10 protein-coding genes are annotated in these 15,190 nt (G+C 55.6%); 3 read left to right on the top strand and 7 right to left on the bottom strand.

The features are described 5' to 3' along the window. Positions 1 to 409: 409 nt before the first annotated feature. From FYZ48_RS08445 to nadD, 6 genes are all read right to left on the bottom strand, one after another. A complete protein-coding gene (locus FYZ48_RS08445; protein WP_149339316.1) occupies positions 410 to 1,702 on the bottom strand; it encodes an NAD(P)/FAD-dependent oxidoreductase in 1,293 nt (430 codons plus the stop codon). 55 nt (positions 1,703 to 1,757) lie between these two features. Beyond that, entirely contained in the window at positions 1,758 to 2,294 is a 537-nt protein-coding gene (locus FYZ48_RS08440) for a hypothetical protein (protein ID WP_145042551.1), read from the bottom strand. 67 nt (positions 2,295 to 2,361) lie between these two features. After that, positions 2,362 to 3,672: a coproporphyrinogen-III oxidase family protein gene (locus FYZ48_RS08435; RefSeq protein WP_149339314.1), complete on the bottom strand. Its 1,311-nt coding sequence runs from the start codon at positions 3,670 to 3,672 to the stop codon at positions 2,362 to 2,364. 84 nt (positions 3,673 to 3,756) lie between these two features. Then, positions 3,757 to 4,998 carry an outer membrane protein assembly factor BamB family protein gene (locus FYZ48_RS08430; protein ID WP_149339312.1) on the bottom strand — a complete coding sequence of 414 codons (1,242 nt, stop codon included), beginning with the start codon at positions 4,996 to 4,998 and terminating at the stop codon, positions 3,757 to 3,759. Continuing rightward, positions 4,986 to 6,185: an iron-containing alcohol dehydrogenase gene (locus FYZ48_RS08425; RefSeq protein WP_149339310.1), complete on the bottom strand. Its 1,200-nt coding sequence runs from the start codon at positions 6,183 to 6,185 to the stop codon at positions 4,986 to 4,988. The genes FYZ48_RS08430 and FYZ48_RS08425 overlap by 13 nt, the downstream gene beginning before the upstream one ends. A 360-nt stretch (positions 6,186 to 6,545) precedes the next feature. Continuing rightward, positions 6,546 to 7,148: a nicotinate-nucleotide adenylyltransferase gene (gene nadD, locus FYZ48_RS08420; protein ID WP_149339308.1), complete on the bottom strand. Its 603-nt coding sequence runs from the start codon at positions 7,146 to 7,148 to the stop codon at positions 6,546 to 6,548. 166 nt (positions 7,149 to 7,314) lie between these two features. Between nadD and priA the strand changes: the two genes are divergently transcribed. The 3 genes from priA to FYZ48_RS08405 all read left to right on the top strand — a co-directional run bounded on the left by priA (position 7,315) and on the right by FYZ48_RS08405 (position 14,026). Further along, on the top strand, positions 7,315 to 9,645 hold the full coding sequence (gene priA / locus FYZ48_RS08415) for a replication restart helicase PriA (protein ID WP_149339305.1): 2,331 nt from the start codon (positions 7,315 to 7,317) through the stop codon (positions 9,643 to 9,645). Between the two features lie 183 nt (positions 9,646 to 9,828). Beyond that, positions 9,829 to 12,807, top strand: coding sequence for a PQQ-dependent sugar dehydrogenase (locus tag FYZ48_RS08410; RefSeq protein WP_187781929.1), 2,979 nt, complete (start codon positions 9,829 to 9,831; stop codon positions 12,805 to 12,807). A gap of 190 nt (positions 12,808 to 12,997) precedes the next feature. Next, positions 12,998 to 14,026: a hypothetical protein gene (locus tag FYZ48_RS08405; RefSeq protein WP_149339301.1), complete on the top strand. Its 1,029-nt coding sequence runs from the start codon at positions 12,998 to 13,000 to the stop codon at positions 14,024 to 14,026. 11 nt (positions 14,027 to 14,037) lie between these two features. Here FYZ48_RS08405 and hemW read toward each other — a convergent pair whose 3' ends face one another. Then, complete coding sequence (gene hemW / locus FYZ48_RS08400) at positions 14,038 to 15,171, bottom strand: radical SAM family heme chaperone HemW (RefSeq protein ID WP_242022497.1); 1,134 nt, start codon at positions 15,169 to 15,171, stop codon at positions 14,038 to 14,040. Positions 15,172 to 15,190: the final 19 nt, after the last annotated feature.

Genomic DNA, 15,190 nt, shown 5'->3' with positions numbered 1-15,190 from the left:
GCAGCTGGAGGGCAAGACAGAATTTTGTCCCGATGTGGCCGGATTTTGTCCTGGTGTGTCCGGGATTTTGTCCTTATGCGGCCGGGGTTTGTCCTGGTCTGCCCTGAACAGGGGAGGGAGAACATGGCGAACTGGTGCGATGGGTTTCGGTGAACAGCCGGTGAAAAACGGTGGGGGTTCAGGTGAAAATGCGTCAGTGGTTCCGGCTGTACCAGTGCTCGCAGACCCGCCTCGCGCGCGAGCCAGAAGGGAACCAGCATACGGTTCGGGGCGGGTGAATCAAGTTCAATTTATTCAGGTAGCAGGGGCGCAGGGAGGGGATATGATCAGTGCCGGGAACAGCAGGGATGGATGGCGGGCGCATAAAAAATGCCGGTCTGTGTTGTTGTGCGACAGACCGGCGGGGGAATTATTTCTTCATGGCGACTTCGGAGTCGTCGGTCATGGCGAGTTCGGGGATTTCGTCCTGCATGACGGTAAACATCTCGGCGACTTCAGGTTTGAAGACGTCGCCGATGAGGATGTCGACGAGGTTGGTTTTAAACTGCGGATACTGCCTGAGGAAGCTGCCGAAACTGAAGCCCGGGGTGTAGAAAGCATAGACCAGTTTGCGGAAGTTCTCGACTCCGGCGCGATAGCCGGGATACCACTGGCTGAGTCGTTCGACGGAGAAGTCGTCCGCTTCGAAGGCCTCGTTAATGGTATCAGCGACGAGTTCACCCGATTTGAGTGCCAGGAAGACGCCGCTGGAGTAGACGGGATCGATGAAGCCGAGCGCGTCGCCGGCGAGCATCCAGCCCGGTCCAACGGGTTGCGAGGAATGGTAGGAGAAGTCCTTGGTGGTCATGAATTCGGTGTCGGGCTGGGCGTGTTCCAGGCGACGTTTGATGGCCGAGCAGCGTTCGACTTCCTGCCAGAAGATGTCTTCGCTGGTGCCCCGATCTTTGGCGAACATGTAGTTCATGTCGCCGGTACAACCGACGCTGACAACGTTGTCGGGGAGTGGAATGTACCAGAACCAGGAGTGTTTGCCTTCGGTCTGCAGGATGATGGTCGCGCCTTCGTCGATGCCTTCATCCCGGTGGGCGTTCTTGAAATGAGCCCAGACGGTTCCTTTACGGAGTACCGGATCGGCCTGCTTGAGCTTGAGCCGATTGACGATGAAAGCGGACTGTCCGCTGGTATCGACGACGAGTTTGGCTTTGATCTCGCGGGTTTCCTGGTTGGGGAGTTTTACCCGAACACCGGTGACCTGTTCGCCTGCGGTGAGCAGGTCCAGAACCTGGGTGCCGGTACGGATGGTGGCTCCCTGGTTCTGTGCATTGTCGGCGAGCATCTGATCGAACTCGGCGCGGAGGACCTGCCAGGTCTGCGAGCTTTCGTGGTCTTTGTATTCGTGGAAGTAGAAGGGCATGGTTTCGACACCTTCGTCGGTGACGAACTGCACGCTGAATTTTTTGGGGAAGGCGGTCTGCTTGAGTTGTTCGACCAGACCCAGTCGTTTGAGGGACCAGTAGGTCTCCGGAATCAGCGACTCGCCGACGTGAAAGCGGGGGAAGTGAGCACGGTCGACGATCAGGGTTTTGCGCCCCTGTTCGGCGAGCAGGGCTCCGGTGCCGGTACCGGCAGGGCCGGCCCCGATGATGATCACGTCGTATTCGGCTTCGATTTCAGGCTGTTCTGTTGTACTCGAATCAATCATGGAAAGCCTTTGTCTCTACAGTTGAAAGGACCGTCTTGTGTTGTGAGCTAAGGAGTTATAGCAGCGGAGCCGAAACTTCCAAGAGGTCAATTGCGGGTTGCTGATTACAAAAAATGGTCGCCAGGCGTCCATAGGTTACCTGACCGGGTTCAATGTGCATGACTTTGGCGAGCCCCGGTCCGGCGGTGATACGGAGGACGGCACCTAAGTCTACGTGTCGTAATACATTATGATTGATCAATACGCGTCCCAGAGGGATCTGGCCAGCGAGGATTTCGTCCTTAACGGCCTGGGTGACATAGTCGAAATTGAAACGCACGATGCCGAACTGGACCACCTGTTCGGTGCCTGTTTTGACGAGCAGGATTTTGCGGCTGTATACATTTTCATCGAGTCTCTGATCCAGCACGATGACGTCGACGGAGGATTTGTGATATTCCTCCATGGAGATGGTCATGTGGTGGTAATGTGCGAGCAGGGATTTGTAAGGCTCAGGAGTGGTCGCGGAAGAAACGTGTTCGGCCCGTTCGAACAATCGTTGTTCGTTCGGGAACAGTTTAACAAGTGCATCGAGTTCGTCTTGTGGGTTCACTTGGTCATAACTTCTTTAATTCAGGGGAGGGTCAGTGTGAGAGAACAGGGATCCGGAGATCCGCTGCTTAGGTGTATCTTACCATGCGGTGTTCCGGTTCGAAATACTCCGTCAGCAGGCTGTCGACCTGCAGGATGCCTTTGCGGGTCAGTTCGACCTGGGAATCATCATAATTCAGGTAGCCCGCTTTCTGCTGGTTCTGGAGTGCTTCGGAGAATTCTTCCGTGAGTTTGACGCCGAACTTGTCCATGAATGGTTGGGTACGGACGCGTCCTTCTTTGAGTTGCAGGATGAATTCGCGGATGAGCCGCTGGTGTTCGGTGGGTTCCAATGCGCGGTTCACGGGAAGCTTGCCGCTTTCCACGGTTTCGAGATAGTCTTCCAGTCGATCGAGGTTTTGATAATGCACGCCCTGCATATGACCGAACGAAGAGACGCCGGTGGCGATGATGTCGTTGCCGCGGAACAGATTGTCGCGGTAGACGAAGCGATCTGTTTCGGGGTTTTTGACGAGTTCGTTTCCGCTGGCGAGGTGGTAGCCTTTGCCCTGCAGAGTTTCGATGGCTTCGTTCATCCAACGGCGTTTGGTGTTCCAGTCGGCGATGGGGGAGTCGATGCCCATCTCTTTCATCTCTTTGGAGATGATTGTGTTATGCGGGAGCTCCATCTGGTAGATGGTGATGTTATCCGGATTGAACTCAGCGGCTTTTTCGACGGCGTCCGACCAGTTGTCGTCGGTCTCACCCATCATGCCGGCGATGAGGTCGATGTTGACCTGGGGGAAGCCGACCTGCTGGATCCAGTCGTAAGCTTTGTAGACTTCCGGGGTGAGGTGCGCGCGACCGTTGGCTTCGAGCAGTTTGTCGTTGAAGCTCTCGACGCCGAGCGAGATCCGGGTGATGCCGATTTCTTTGAGGGTCTGGACTTTCTCCAGGTTAAGGGTGCCCGGTTCGCATTCGAAGGTGACTTCCTGGGCGGTTTCCCAGTTGAGCAGGCTGGAGAGGCGATCGCGAACCGAAAGGAGCTGCTTGGAGCTCAGGTAAGAGGGAGTCCCGCCGCCGAAGTAGGTGAAGTCGAGGGTGCGTCCCTTGATGGCTTCGACCTGGCTGAGCATTTCGAACTCGTTCTGCAGGGCCTGAACGTAGCGTTCGATGGTTTTGGCATTCTGTTTTTCGTAGACGCGGAAGTAGCAGAATTTACAGCGTTTACGACAGAAGGGGATATGGATATAGAGCCCCATGGGAATGCTGGTATCGGGGGGCTGGTGCAGGACTTCCTGGATACGGGTGACGTATTCCTGCCTCCACTGCGAAAAAGGGGGATAGTTGGAGATAAAGTAACTGCCGATTTCGGTAGTGCCTGTTGTTTCCAGATCCATAATGCTCTCAACGTGTTTTCTGTGTCGTTCAGCAAACCGCTGTTGCCAACGGTTTTGATGATAATTGACGGGTCTTTCTTATTGTCACTTCTTTCCGAAACAATACAAGGCGCCATTTCGGGATTCTGTGCCGATGATCAGATGTCCCTGGCCAATGGCCGGGGAAGCTGTGATATCGTCTCCTAAGTTCTTTTTCCAGAGGTTCTTACCATTATTCAGATCGAACTCATACAGGTTCCCATCCGAAGAACCGACGAAGACGCGGTCGCCGACAATCACGGGAGAACTGTCGACACGTCCCCGTGTCATGAATTTCCAGATGGGTTTTCCGGTTTTGCGTTCGACGCAGTGAACCTGTTTATCGCGGCCCCCGGCGACGACGTGCGTCTCGGTGATGGCGGCGGAGGAATGGTAAGGATACTCTTTTTTGGGATCTTTATAACGCCAGTCAACTTTCGAGTCTTTCCAGTCGACGGCGATGATCTCGCTGGCATAGGTGCCAACGTAGAGGTCTTCTTCCCAGATCGCGGGCGAGGCAATCAGGTAGGTCATCAATGGCATCTGGCTGTGCTGTTTGCCGGTATCAATATCGATCACGCGGAGCTGTTCGTCACAGCCGGTGACGAAGGTGAAGTGATCGACAATCGCGGGGGAGCAGTTCACGTAGCCGTCGGTCTCGAATTTCCAGGCGAGGGAACCATCTTTGACGTTGAGGCAGTAGAGGAAATTATCGTAGCTGCCAAACAGAATTTTATCGCCGGTGATGTTGGCGCTGCTGATGATTTCGGCGTCGGTTTTGAAAGTCCAGAGCTGTTTGCCTGTCGCGGGGTGGAGGGCGTGGAAGACGCCATCTTCATCGCCGATGTGAACACCGTCGGCGGTGACCAGAGGCGAAGACTTGAAACCCGGGGCGAATTTTTTCGGATCGGGATCTTCAATCGAGCGATATTTCCAGACCGGCTTTCCGGTTTTGAGTTCGAGGCATTCCACGAAGCCGTTGAGGCCGGCCATGTAGACTTTGTCGCCCACGATGGCAGCGGTGGAAGCGATGCCGTCAGACGAGGGATATTCCCAGAGCAGTTCGAGTTTCTCAGGGAGCGTGGTTTTCGCGACGCCCTGCTGCAGGTTCCCGTTACGGAACGAGGGCCAGTCTTCCGGGTTAGTCTGTGGCGCAGGAACCGCGGAAGCATCTGCTTTGGCGGCCGGTTTGTTTTCCGCGGGCTTCTCAGCAGCAGACAGAGACAGACTGAATGCGAACAGGCTGAGTGCTACAGCTGCGATCCGGGAAGGGAGGTGGTTCGATTGATTTCGCTTTAGTACGCGCATTCATACAATTCCCGTAAAGAGGACTGATCGACGGGGCGGGGGTTGAAGTTCCCGGTCCACTGTCGGGAGGCTTCTTCGGCCAGCTGATCGAACAGGCCGGTGTCGACTTCACATTCAGTGAGTGTGGTCGGAGCTCCCGCTAATGAAACAAGGGACTGGATGTGTTCGGCCAGCAGACCCGGGCCCGCGGGATCGTGTGGGTCACAGAGACCGATGTCGGACGCGAGCTGCGAGTAATGCTCGCCAACCAGTTCCGCATTAAAACGGATTACATGAGGGAGCATGATGCCGATGGCAACGCCGTGTGTGAGACCAAAATGTGCTGAGAGGGGGTTCGCGAGTGCGTGTGTGGCACCGAGCATTGAATTTTCGATGGCGGCTCCGGCGAAGTGGGCTCCCAGCTGCATATTGCCGCGGGCGGTCAGGTCATCGGGTGTATTGAGAACCTGGGGGAAACTATGAGCGAGCAGAGACCAGGCGCGACGGCTGAAGAGTCGCGAGATTTCATTGCGGGGTTTGGTGACGTATGTTTCGAGAGCGTGGCTCAGGGCATCGATGCCTGTGACGTGGGTCACCGAGCGGGGCATGGTCAGCGTGAGTTCGGGATCGAGGATGGCGACGCGGCAGGCGGCTTTTTTATCGCCGCAGGCCATCTTCATGTGTGTTTCGGGATGCGCGATGACGGCGAACGACTGGGCTTCACTGCCGGTTCCCGCGGTGGTGGGAACCGCGATCAGGGGGAGCATGGGTTTCGAGGCTTTGCCGACTCCCCAGTAGTCTTCCATTTTGCCGCCGTTGGTGAGCAGGAAGTTGATGCCCTTGGCACAATCCATACTGCTGCCGCCTCCGAGGCCGACGATGAGATCGATCGGTTGCTGACGGGCGACGGCCAGTCCGCGTTCGACGTCTTCGGTGGTGGGGTTGGCGTGAACGTCGTCAAAGATGGTGATTTCAACGCCTGCCTGTTCGAGCGAAGCGACACCGCCGGCTTCGTGACCGGCTTCCGCGAGACCTTTATCGGTGACCAGCAGCACATGTTTTGCGCCCTGTTCGACGGCGAGTTCTCCCAACCGGCTCAGGGTTCCCCCACCAAAGACGATTCTGGTGCGGGGCTGATAGTCAAAGGCAGAAAGTGAGGCTCCTTCTCCCTGATCCGTTTTCAGTTTGGTTGAAGATTTCGAATCCATGACGCCGAGGTTTTCCTTACTCTTTCGATCCGTTGATCAGGCTGAATGATGATTCACGCTGGCGGGTGTTCCATTTCGAATCCGTTTTGCTGTGCGGGGACAGGCATGCGAAGTCGTCTGTTTCGTCTGGTGAGATAAATCAGGCAGGTTTGATTGGGGCGCGCAATATCCAACGCTGGTAATCCATTCCCTTCCGTAATAAACACCGTAGAGCGCTCACTGGCATCGTTCCATTTCAACACCGTACGTGTCTACTGTTCTAATTCTGATCAAACTGACCGGGAATTTCCAGTAGTCAGCACTGATTTATAGGCGGTTCGCCCGTCTTAAGCGATGTTTAAATCCCAGTTTAGGGAAAACTCAGTCTAAATACAGCCTGTTATTGTGGATATAAACTTCGACGGCCCGCGGCGTCATGTAGCGGACACTTTTGTTTTCGCGAACCCGCTGGCGGATGTCGGTAGAGGAGAGATCGATGCCGGGCATGGTGACCCAGGAGATTTTGGTAATGACCGTATCGCCAAGCTTGTCTGTCAGATTGCTAAGGTCTGGTAGACTAATGTTAGGGCGATTGACGCCGATCAGGTGTGCCTGGTCAAGAATCGCTTCCGGCTCGCGCCAGGTGTGGAAGTCGCGAACGGAGTCGGCTCCGATGATCAGGAAAAAGTCGTCGGCGGGGTGGGATTCTTTGAGTTGGTGTAGCGTATCTACCGTGTAGCTGGGACCGTCGCGGTGCAGTTCCAGGTCCTGAATGACGAAGCTGGGGTTGCCGGCGATCGCGAATTCCAGCATTTCGCGACGCTGTTTCCCGGCTGTAATGCCGGTTGTTTCCTTGTGCGGGGGAGAACCGGCGGGGATCAGCCAGACTTCATCCAGGGCAGCCTGTTCGCGGCACTGTTCGGCGAGGAGCAGGTGACCGTTATGGATGGGATCGAAGGTTCCTCCAAAAATTCCAATACGCATCTGTGAATCATTTCTATCTTTCAGCGGAGGAGCTGAGTGAGCAGGGGGCATCACTGAAAGAATCTTTTGTATCGAATGCTCGATAGTCGAGTTTGTTTGTTGAGTTACTGCTGTCAAAGAGTTACAAAACGATTTGACCTTTTCCCTAGTATATCCTGCTGGCTGTATGAGTAAACCGAAGCAACAGAGCCTGTTTGAAGATGAAGAGCTCCCCGAAAACCCGATGCCCTGGGAGCGGAATTCACAGAATCTGTATCTGGCACAAATCGTTCTGAATCGACCGGTGGACCGCGTGTTTCATTACCTGGTGCCGGAGTCGATGCGCCCGTTGCTCAAGCCCGGACATCGAGTGCAGGTCCCCTTTGGTCGGGGCAATCAACTTTCGCCCGGCTATTGTGTCGGCGTGGGACCGGCGGATGAAGATCAGCCCAGTGTGCGTCTGAAGTCGGTCGATACCATTCTGGACAGCCGCCCGCTGTTCAGCGCCAAGATGCTGAAGCTGACCCGCTGGATTGCAGACCGCTACCTGTGCAGTTGGGGGCAGGTGCTGGACTGTGTCGTTCCTGCCGGCGTCAAGAACCAGGCGGGCACCCGGATGGTAACGGTGTTTGAACTGACCGATCCGCGTGCACTACAGGGGAGAAATATTCCCGAAGAAGTCGAACGGCTGCCGGCCAAACAGCGGGCCGTCTACGATGCACTCAAATCTGCCGACCAGCCGCTGACGATGGATCAGATCATGGCCGCCGCCGGCTGTGGATCCGGCCCGGTTCAGACTCTGAAAAAGAAGACGTTGATTCGCAGTCATCAGAAACGGGTACAGCATTTCGAAAATGGCGACGATGCGGCTTATGCACACATCACCAAGCAGGATGATCTGCAGTTGAACCGGGACCAGCGGATGGCGCTGGATCAGATTCTGTCCGCGATCCGGGGGCAGCGGAGCGAAACGTTCGTCCTGCAGGGTGTGACAGGTAGTGGCAAAACCGAAGTTTACATCCAGGCGATCCGCGAAGTCGTCAGCTACGGTCAGCAGGCGATTGTCCTGGTTCCCGAAATCAGTCTGACCCCGCAGGCGATTCAGCGGTTTCGTTCCCGTTTCGATTCGGTGGCGGTACTGCACAGTCATTTGAGCGACAGCGACCGTCATTACCACTGGCAGAATATCGCGGCCGGTAAGGTGCAGGTGATTGTGGGAGCCCGGAGTGCTGTGTTCGCTCCCGCACCGCATCTGGGGCTGATCATCATCGATGAAGAGCACGAAACCAGTTTCAAGCAGGAGACCGCGCCTCGTTATCATGCCCGCGAAGTGGCACGAAAACGTTCCGAACTGGAGAAGGTCCCTTTGATTCTAGGGTCGGCGACACCCACGCTGAATTCCTGGCTGCGGGTGATTGAGAAGAAAGACACGCTGATCTCAATGCCTAAGCGGGTGAATAATCTGCCGATGCCCGGTGTGAATATCATCGATGTTCGCAATGATGTGCAGGTCAGGCGAAACGAGTCGCTCGGACGTGTGCTTTTCACAGGCATGCAGCACGCACTCGAAGCGGGGGGGCAGGTGATTCTATTCCTGAATCTCCGCGGCTATTCGCCGGCACTGTGGTGTAAAGGGTGTGGAAACTCGGTGAAGTGTCCGCACTGTGAGATCTCACTGACCTGGCATCGGGATAAGAGCCTCGCGGTCTGTCACAGTTGTGATTTTTCCAGCAAGCCGCCAACGAACTGTCCCAGCTGTGGGGCACCTGGACTGCGGTATGTGGGAACGGGGACACAACGACTGGAGGAAGAGGTTAAAGCGAAGTTTCCGAACTATACCTGCAAGCGAATGGACAGCGATACCATGCGTGGTGTCGGCAGTCATGCGAAGGTGCTCAATGCCTTCGCCGCGGGTGAGGTCGATATCCTACTGGGAACGCAGATGATTGCGAAAGGACTCGACTTCCCGAACGTAACGCTCGTGGGCGTGATCGACGCGGATACGATGCTGCATCAACCCGATCTGTTTGCCTCGGAGCGGACGTTTCAGTTGATTGCGCAGGTCGCCGGACGTACGGGGCGGGGTATGCAGGGGGGACGCGTGTTTGTGCAGACAACCTCGCCGGCCGAGCCCGCCATCGTGAAAGCCGCAGAGCATGACTTCCTGGGGTTTGCCCGTTTGGAGCTGGGGCACCGTAAAGAGATGCTCGCACCTCCTTTTTCGCATTACGCCCGGGTGATTCTACGTGGTCCCCACGAAGAGCATGTGGAAAAGTTCGCACGACAGATTGCCGAGATTCTCCATGATGCCGCAGAAGAACGGAAACTGAGTGTGCAGATTCTGGGCCCGGCCCCGGCGCCGATCATCAGGTTGAAGAAATATTTTCGCTACCATTTCCAGCTGGCTGCGGTGAATGTGGAAGAGATTCTGCAACTGTGGCGGGAAGTGGATCCCAAACTGCCTCGGGAAAAGGGGATCGAATATATCATCGATGTGGATCCGGTTAACATGCGGTAACCGCTGGTTCACATTTGAGAACCGTGTGGAAAAGATCCATGTTCCGCAGCACGAAGCGGCATTCGGAATTGCATTCGGTGGGGACAGCAGGTTGAATAGTATCAGAGGATGCGACGAAGGATCCATTCAGCGGGGGCGAAGACGGGCTCCTGCATCTCTCACAGAAGAAGAGGACTGCTCTGCATGAAGGCCCCTGGAAAAAAGTCTGATTCCCGAGTCTGGTTAGTCTGGTCACTGGTCCTGACGGGACTCTTTTGCCTGCAGGGACGTCTGCAGGCGCAGGATGCTCAGTACGGGATCGAGAAACGGATTCCCTGGACGACTTCGAAGGTACAGGGGAGCCCCGATCCCGCATTGCCTTACGAAACCGAGCGGGCCTTTCCCCAGTTGAAATTCAATCAACCCCTGGTGGTCGCGACCGCGCCAGGTATGAAACGCTTTTTTGTTGCCGAGCGCAAGGGGAAGATCTTTTCGTTCGATTACCAGGATCAGGGGACTTCCGAAACCGAACTGTTTCTGGATCTCAAGCAGCATGTCCCCGAACTGAATGAAATTTACGGGATGGCGTTTCATCCCCGCTTTGAAGAAAACGGATATGTTTATATCTGCTATGTCTTAAAGCCAGGCCTGCCCGAAGGGACGCGGGTCTCGCGGTTCAAGGTACAGGATGCGAATCGGCTGCACTGCGATCCGGAATCGGAAGAAACTTTGATCGAGTGGCTGTCGGGCGGACACAATGGTGGCTGCCTGCGGTTTGGACCGGATGGCTATCTTTACATCTCAACAGGTGATGGGGGACCCGCTTCACCGCCGGACATTCATAATGCCGGACAGGACGTGAGCAACCTGCTCTCCTGTGTGCTGCGAATCGACGTCGATCAACGCAGTCAGGACCTGCCCTATGCGATTCCCGCGGATAATCCGTTTGTGAAGCTGCCAAACGTGAGGCCTGAAATCTGGGCGTTCGGATTTCGTAATCCGTGGAAGATGTGCTTCGACCCCAAGAGCGGTGATTTATGGGTGGGCGATGTCGGCTGGGAACTGTGGGAACTCGTCTATCGCGTCGAAAAGGGCGGTAACTATGGCTGGAGTATCAAAGAAGGCCGCCAGCCGGTCAAGCCGGGGAATCAACTGGGACCGACGCCCATTCTGCCACCCACGATTGCCCATTCGCATCGCGAAGCCCGTTCGATTACAGGAGGCTACTTTTATGGAGGCGCGCGCCTGCCTGATCTGAAAGATACTTACATCTACGGTGACTATTCCACGGGAAAACTCTGGGGGTTGCGTTATGAAAATCAGCGGGTCAACTGGCACCAGGAGCTGGCGAATTCGACGTTAAAAGTAACCGCCTTTGCCATCGATGATGCAGGCGAAGTTTACATCGTTGACATCGAAGGAGGCGCCTTTCATCGGCTGGCGCCGATTAAGGAATCCGACCATAACCCGGATTTCCCGACCCGATTGAGCCAGACCGGTTTATTCGAATCAACCGAAAAGCATCAGGTGGCCGCGGGTGTGATTCCGTACGAAATCAATGCACCTGCCTGGGCGGACTACGCGACCTCCGAACGCTTCATCGCCTTGCCTCCTGATACCACGATTGAAGTCGTGCAGAAACGGTTCTGGAATTTCCCCAAAGATACGGTGCTGGTGAAAACCATTTCGCTGGAGACGGAGCGTGGGAATCCGCAGACGGCCCTGCGGCTCGAAACACAGCTGTTACACTTCAACGGGGCCCGCTGGCAGGGATATTCTTATCGCTGGAACGAGGATCAGACCGATGCGACTCTGGTCCCCACTGAAGGGGACAGCATCAAACTGGAGATAACCGATGCAGACCATCCGGACGGAAAGCTGAACTACGAATGGCGGGTTTCCAGTCGGGCGGAGTGTGCGGTCTGTCATACGCCCTACCAGAATTATCTGTCGGTGCTTTCCTTCGAAGAAGCACAACTCAACCGGGAACGCAAATTCGGTGATGTCGTCGACAACCAGTTGCGGGCTCTGGCGCACATCAAGGTGCTGCCTGAATCGGTGTGGAATAAATCAAAGGGGACTAAGGCACATTATCTGGTGGATCCACACAACACCGCGGCAGCGTTGAACCTGCGGGCCCGATCTTACCTGCATGCGAACTGCAGACACTGTCATCGCAATAACGGCGGAGGCGGTTCGACGATTGAACTCGATGCTTCTTTCGATCTGGAAGCGATGAAAGCAGTAGGAGTGACACCCACCCAGGGGAAGTTTGAGATTCTCGGGGCAGAAGTGATTGCTCCAGGCGATCCGTTCCGATCGGTGCTGCTCTATCGCATGAGCAAACTGGGAAAAGGGCGGATGCCTTATTCGGGTTCATCGATTGTTGATGTCGAAGGGACCCGGTTAATTCAGGAATGGATCGAACGACTGCCAACACGTCCGCATGAGCTGCAGTTCGAAATCGCCCGTCAGCGGAACCTTCAGGTCAACCTATTGGAAGACGCGATACAGATTGAAGACCAGGAGTTTTCCGGACAGAAACTGCAGGAAGTCCTCGGAACTACCAGCGGAGGGCTGCTGCTGTTGAGTGCCCTGGATCGGAAACCGATGTCGGAGGACACGCAGAAGCAGATCATACGGCTGGCGACACAGGGTGAGAATCCACTGGTACGCGATCTGTTCGAACGATTCCTGCCTGAGGATCAGCGGGTTAAACGGCTGGGGCAGAACATCGACCATCGGGCACTGCTATCTTTGCCGGGAGATTCGCGGGAAGGGAAGCGACTGTTCATGGAGATGGCGGGACTGCAGTGCCGGAATTGTCATCGTGTGCATCAGCATGGGAAAGAGCTCGGCCCTGACCTGACCCAGATTGGCAAGAAGCTGTCACGGCAGGAGCTGCTGGAGAATATTATTGAACCATCGAAAAAGATCGATGAGAAATATTTTACCTGCGTGGTCGAGCTGCGTTCCGGGAAAGTGGTCAGTGGTCTGCTGGTCCGTAGAGACGATGCGGGTGTGGTGTTGAAGGATGCCAAAAACGAACTTCTGGAGATCCCGGTGCAGGATGTGGAAACTGTGGTGATGCAGAAGAAATCGCTGATGCCCGACCAGTTACTCCGCGACCTGACAGCCGAGCAGGCCGCTCATCTGCTGGCATATCTCGAATCATTGAAATAACCGGTTCTCGCCCCTCGAGAATGCGGTTTCCTGCTGGAAAACAGTCTGGTCTTCGGGCTGAATATCCTTATAATTGAAATTGACGCTCCTGAGTTCCCACCCAACGTTTGCGCCTCAATCAGACGGAAGAACGAACGCCTTCCTCGTTCGTCCCGATTATATAAACCCAGACATAATATTGAGTTGAGACATGGCAATACAATTTGATTGTCCGTACTGTACTTCCACGTTGAAGGTTCCCGATGCTTCCGCAGGCAAACAGGGGGATTGCCCCCGTTGCGGCACGAAGCTCGTAATTCCCAATCCATTCGCCATGAGCGAGCAGGCTACCCCTGCCGCCCAGGAAACGCAGGCTGTTTCTCAAACGCAGGCTCCCGCCATGGATGCCCCGGCTGGAGCATCACAGGAAGCCGCACCACCGGCAGGTGATTCCGTTGCGGTTCAACAACGACCTTTATCGACCGCGACAGCCCAGTATCTGCGGAAACGACGCAGGTCGAACGTGGGGCCCATTCTACTGATCATTCTCTGCTTCGGGCTGATGCTCGGCGCAGCCGGCTATTTCTATTACACCTATGGTCCGCGTCTGGAAGGGAATCTTGTCGGAGCCCGGCTGAGTCCGGAAGATGCAAGCCTGGAGCAACTGCAGAAAACATCGGATCTGGGACTGTCTGAGGATGTGATCCAGGCGGTGAATAACAGTTTTAAAGAGACGCCGCGTCGGGTGCAGAGCGATCTGATGGAAATGACGTTCTTTGGTCCGGAACAGGGCGGATTGAAAGTTCGTCTGAAGCCGGGCGCGAAAACGGAAATCGTTCGTGTCGATTTAACGGGCGATCCGGCACTGCTGGAATATATCAAGCAGCACGGCACGCAACTCGATCAACCACGCTACACAGAACTACAGAGCCAACTGGCGGCGTTTTATACGGACTGGAATCGCTTCCTGCAGGAAGGCGGACCAATGCCGGACCTGATCAACTATCGAAACACAATCGGTTTGAATTCGTTGATTGGCGGGCTGGGGTATCATATGGAAGCCCGCGTCAATAATCGGGTTTTTCCCTGCGTGCATGATGACTATGACGGGGGGCTATACTTCCTGGTGCCGAAAGGAACACTGCAGTTCGAAATTCTGGGGAGCCAGATGGAGAATGGCTGGACGAAGTTCCCTGGCAAGTATACGGTCCAGGTGACCCAGGAATACCAGGGGCACTGAGTCTCCCGTGATTAGAGGAAATCGACAACCACGGAATCGGCGAGCAGGCAGCCGGCCTGGGTGAGCCGCAGGTGGGTTTCGGTTTGCTCCAGCAGTCCTGCAGCGATATTTCTCTCAATCGCGGATTCCGCCAGTTCCGGAATAGAAAAACCGTAACGTGATGCGAACTCAGCGAGATTAATGCCGACGCGACGGCGGAGGCCGAAGATGATGGCCTCGCGAGCCCGGGATTCGGGATCGAGTTCTTCCTGTTCCGCGATCGGAGACTCGCCGGCGGTGACATGCTTGAGCCAGGTAGTGACACTGCGGTGATTCTGGCGGCGAACGCCATTCAGATAACTGGCTGCGCCGGGGCCAAAACCGTAGTAGGGATAGCCGGTCCAGTAAACTTCATTGTGGCGACATTCAAACCCCGGGCGGGCAAAGTTCGAAATCTCGTAATGCTGCACTCCCCGTGAACCCAGATAGTCCAGCGAAAATTCATACATGCTGCCGGCCAGGTCATCCGCGGGTAAATCGAAGAGCCCCGACTGCTGGCGGCTCCAGAACGAAGTTCCCTTCTCGATGGTCAGGCCGTAGGTCGAGAGGTGGGGAATTCCGAGACCGACGGCATCGGCCAGGGAGGACTCCCAGTCCGACAGGCTTTGACCGGGGACCGCGAAGATCAGATCGAGGCTGGTATTGGGAATGCGGGCCTGCAGGTTCTGCACGATTTCAAAGATCTGCTCGGGTTGATGATCCCGCTCGAGGAACGTGAGTATCTCGGAGTGAAAGGACTGGACACCAAGGCTGACTCGGTTGACGCCACGCTGCTTGAGGAAGTCGATTTTCTCAATGCTCAGATTCAGGGGATTGGCTTCAATGCTGAATTCGCAATCGTCCGCCAGACGAAACCAGTTGAAGAGGGCGGAAAAGAGTCGTTCCAGTTGTTCGATGCTCAGATGAGTGGGGGTGCCCCCTCCCAGGAAGAGGGTCTGCAGTTCGGTGCCCGACTCGACTGTCGCGAGCTGTTGTTCCATGGCAGCCAGATAGTCGTCGATCAGGTGGTCCTTGCGGGCGACGAGCGTAAAGTCACAGTAGCCGCAGCGGTGCTGGCAGAAAGGGACGTGTATGTACGCAGAGGACGGTGTTTCCGGGTTAGTCACAGCAGCAGATCCGCAGGCT

It is taken from the genome of Gimesia chilikensis, from assembly GCF_008329715.1.
GTDB classification, from domain to species: Bacteria; Planctomycetota; Planctomycetia; order Planctomycetales; family Planctomycetaceae; genus Gimesia; species Gimesia chilikensis.
Note: the sequence above shows the minus strand (reverse complement) of the source record. Positions and strands in the feature narration are given on the sequence as shown.

Excerpts from the sequence above, each read along its gene's own strand:
- FYZ48_RS08410 (WP_187781929.1), top strand. The coding sequence starts at position 9,829 with ATGAAGGCCCCTGGAAAAAAGTCTGATTCCCGAGTCTGGTTAGTCTGG.
- nadD (WP_149339308.1), bottom strand. The coding sequence starts at position 7,148 with ATGCGTATTGGAATTTTTGGAGGAACCTTCGATCCCATCCATAACGGT.
- FYZ48_RS08425 (WP_149339310.1), bottom strand. The coding sequence starts at position 6,185 with ATGGATTCGAAATCTTCAACCAAACTGAAAACGGATCAGGGAGAAGGA.
- FYZ48_RS08405 (WP_149339301.1), top strand. The coding sequence starts at position 12,998 with ATGGCAATACAATTTGATTGTCCGTACTGTACTTCCACGTTGAAGGTT.
- priA (WP_149339305.1), top strand. The coding sequence starts at position 7,315 with ATGAGTAAACCGAAGCAACAGAGCCTGTTTGAAGATGAAGAGCTCCCC.
- FYZ48_RS08435 (WP_149339314.1), bottom strand. The coding sequence starts at position 3,672 with ATGGATCTGGAAACAACAGGCACTACCGAAATCGGCAGTTACTTTATC.
- FYZ48_RS08430 (WP_149339312.1), bottom strand. The coding sequence starts at position 4,998 with ATGCGCGTACTAAAGCGAAATCAATCGAACCACCTCCCTTCCCGGATC.
- FYZ48_RS08445 (WP_149339316.1), bottom strand. The coding sequence starts at position 1,702 with ATGATTGATTCGAGTACAACAGAACAGCCTGAAATCGAAGCCGAATAC.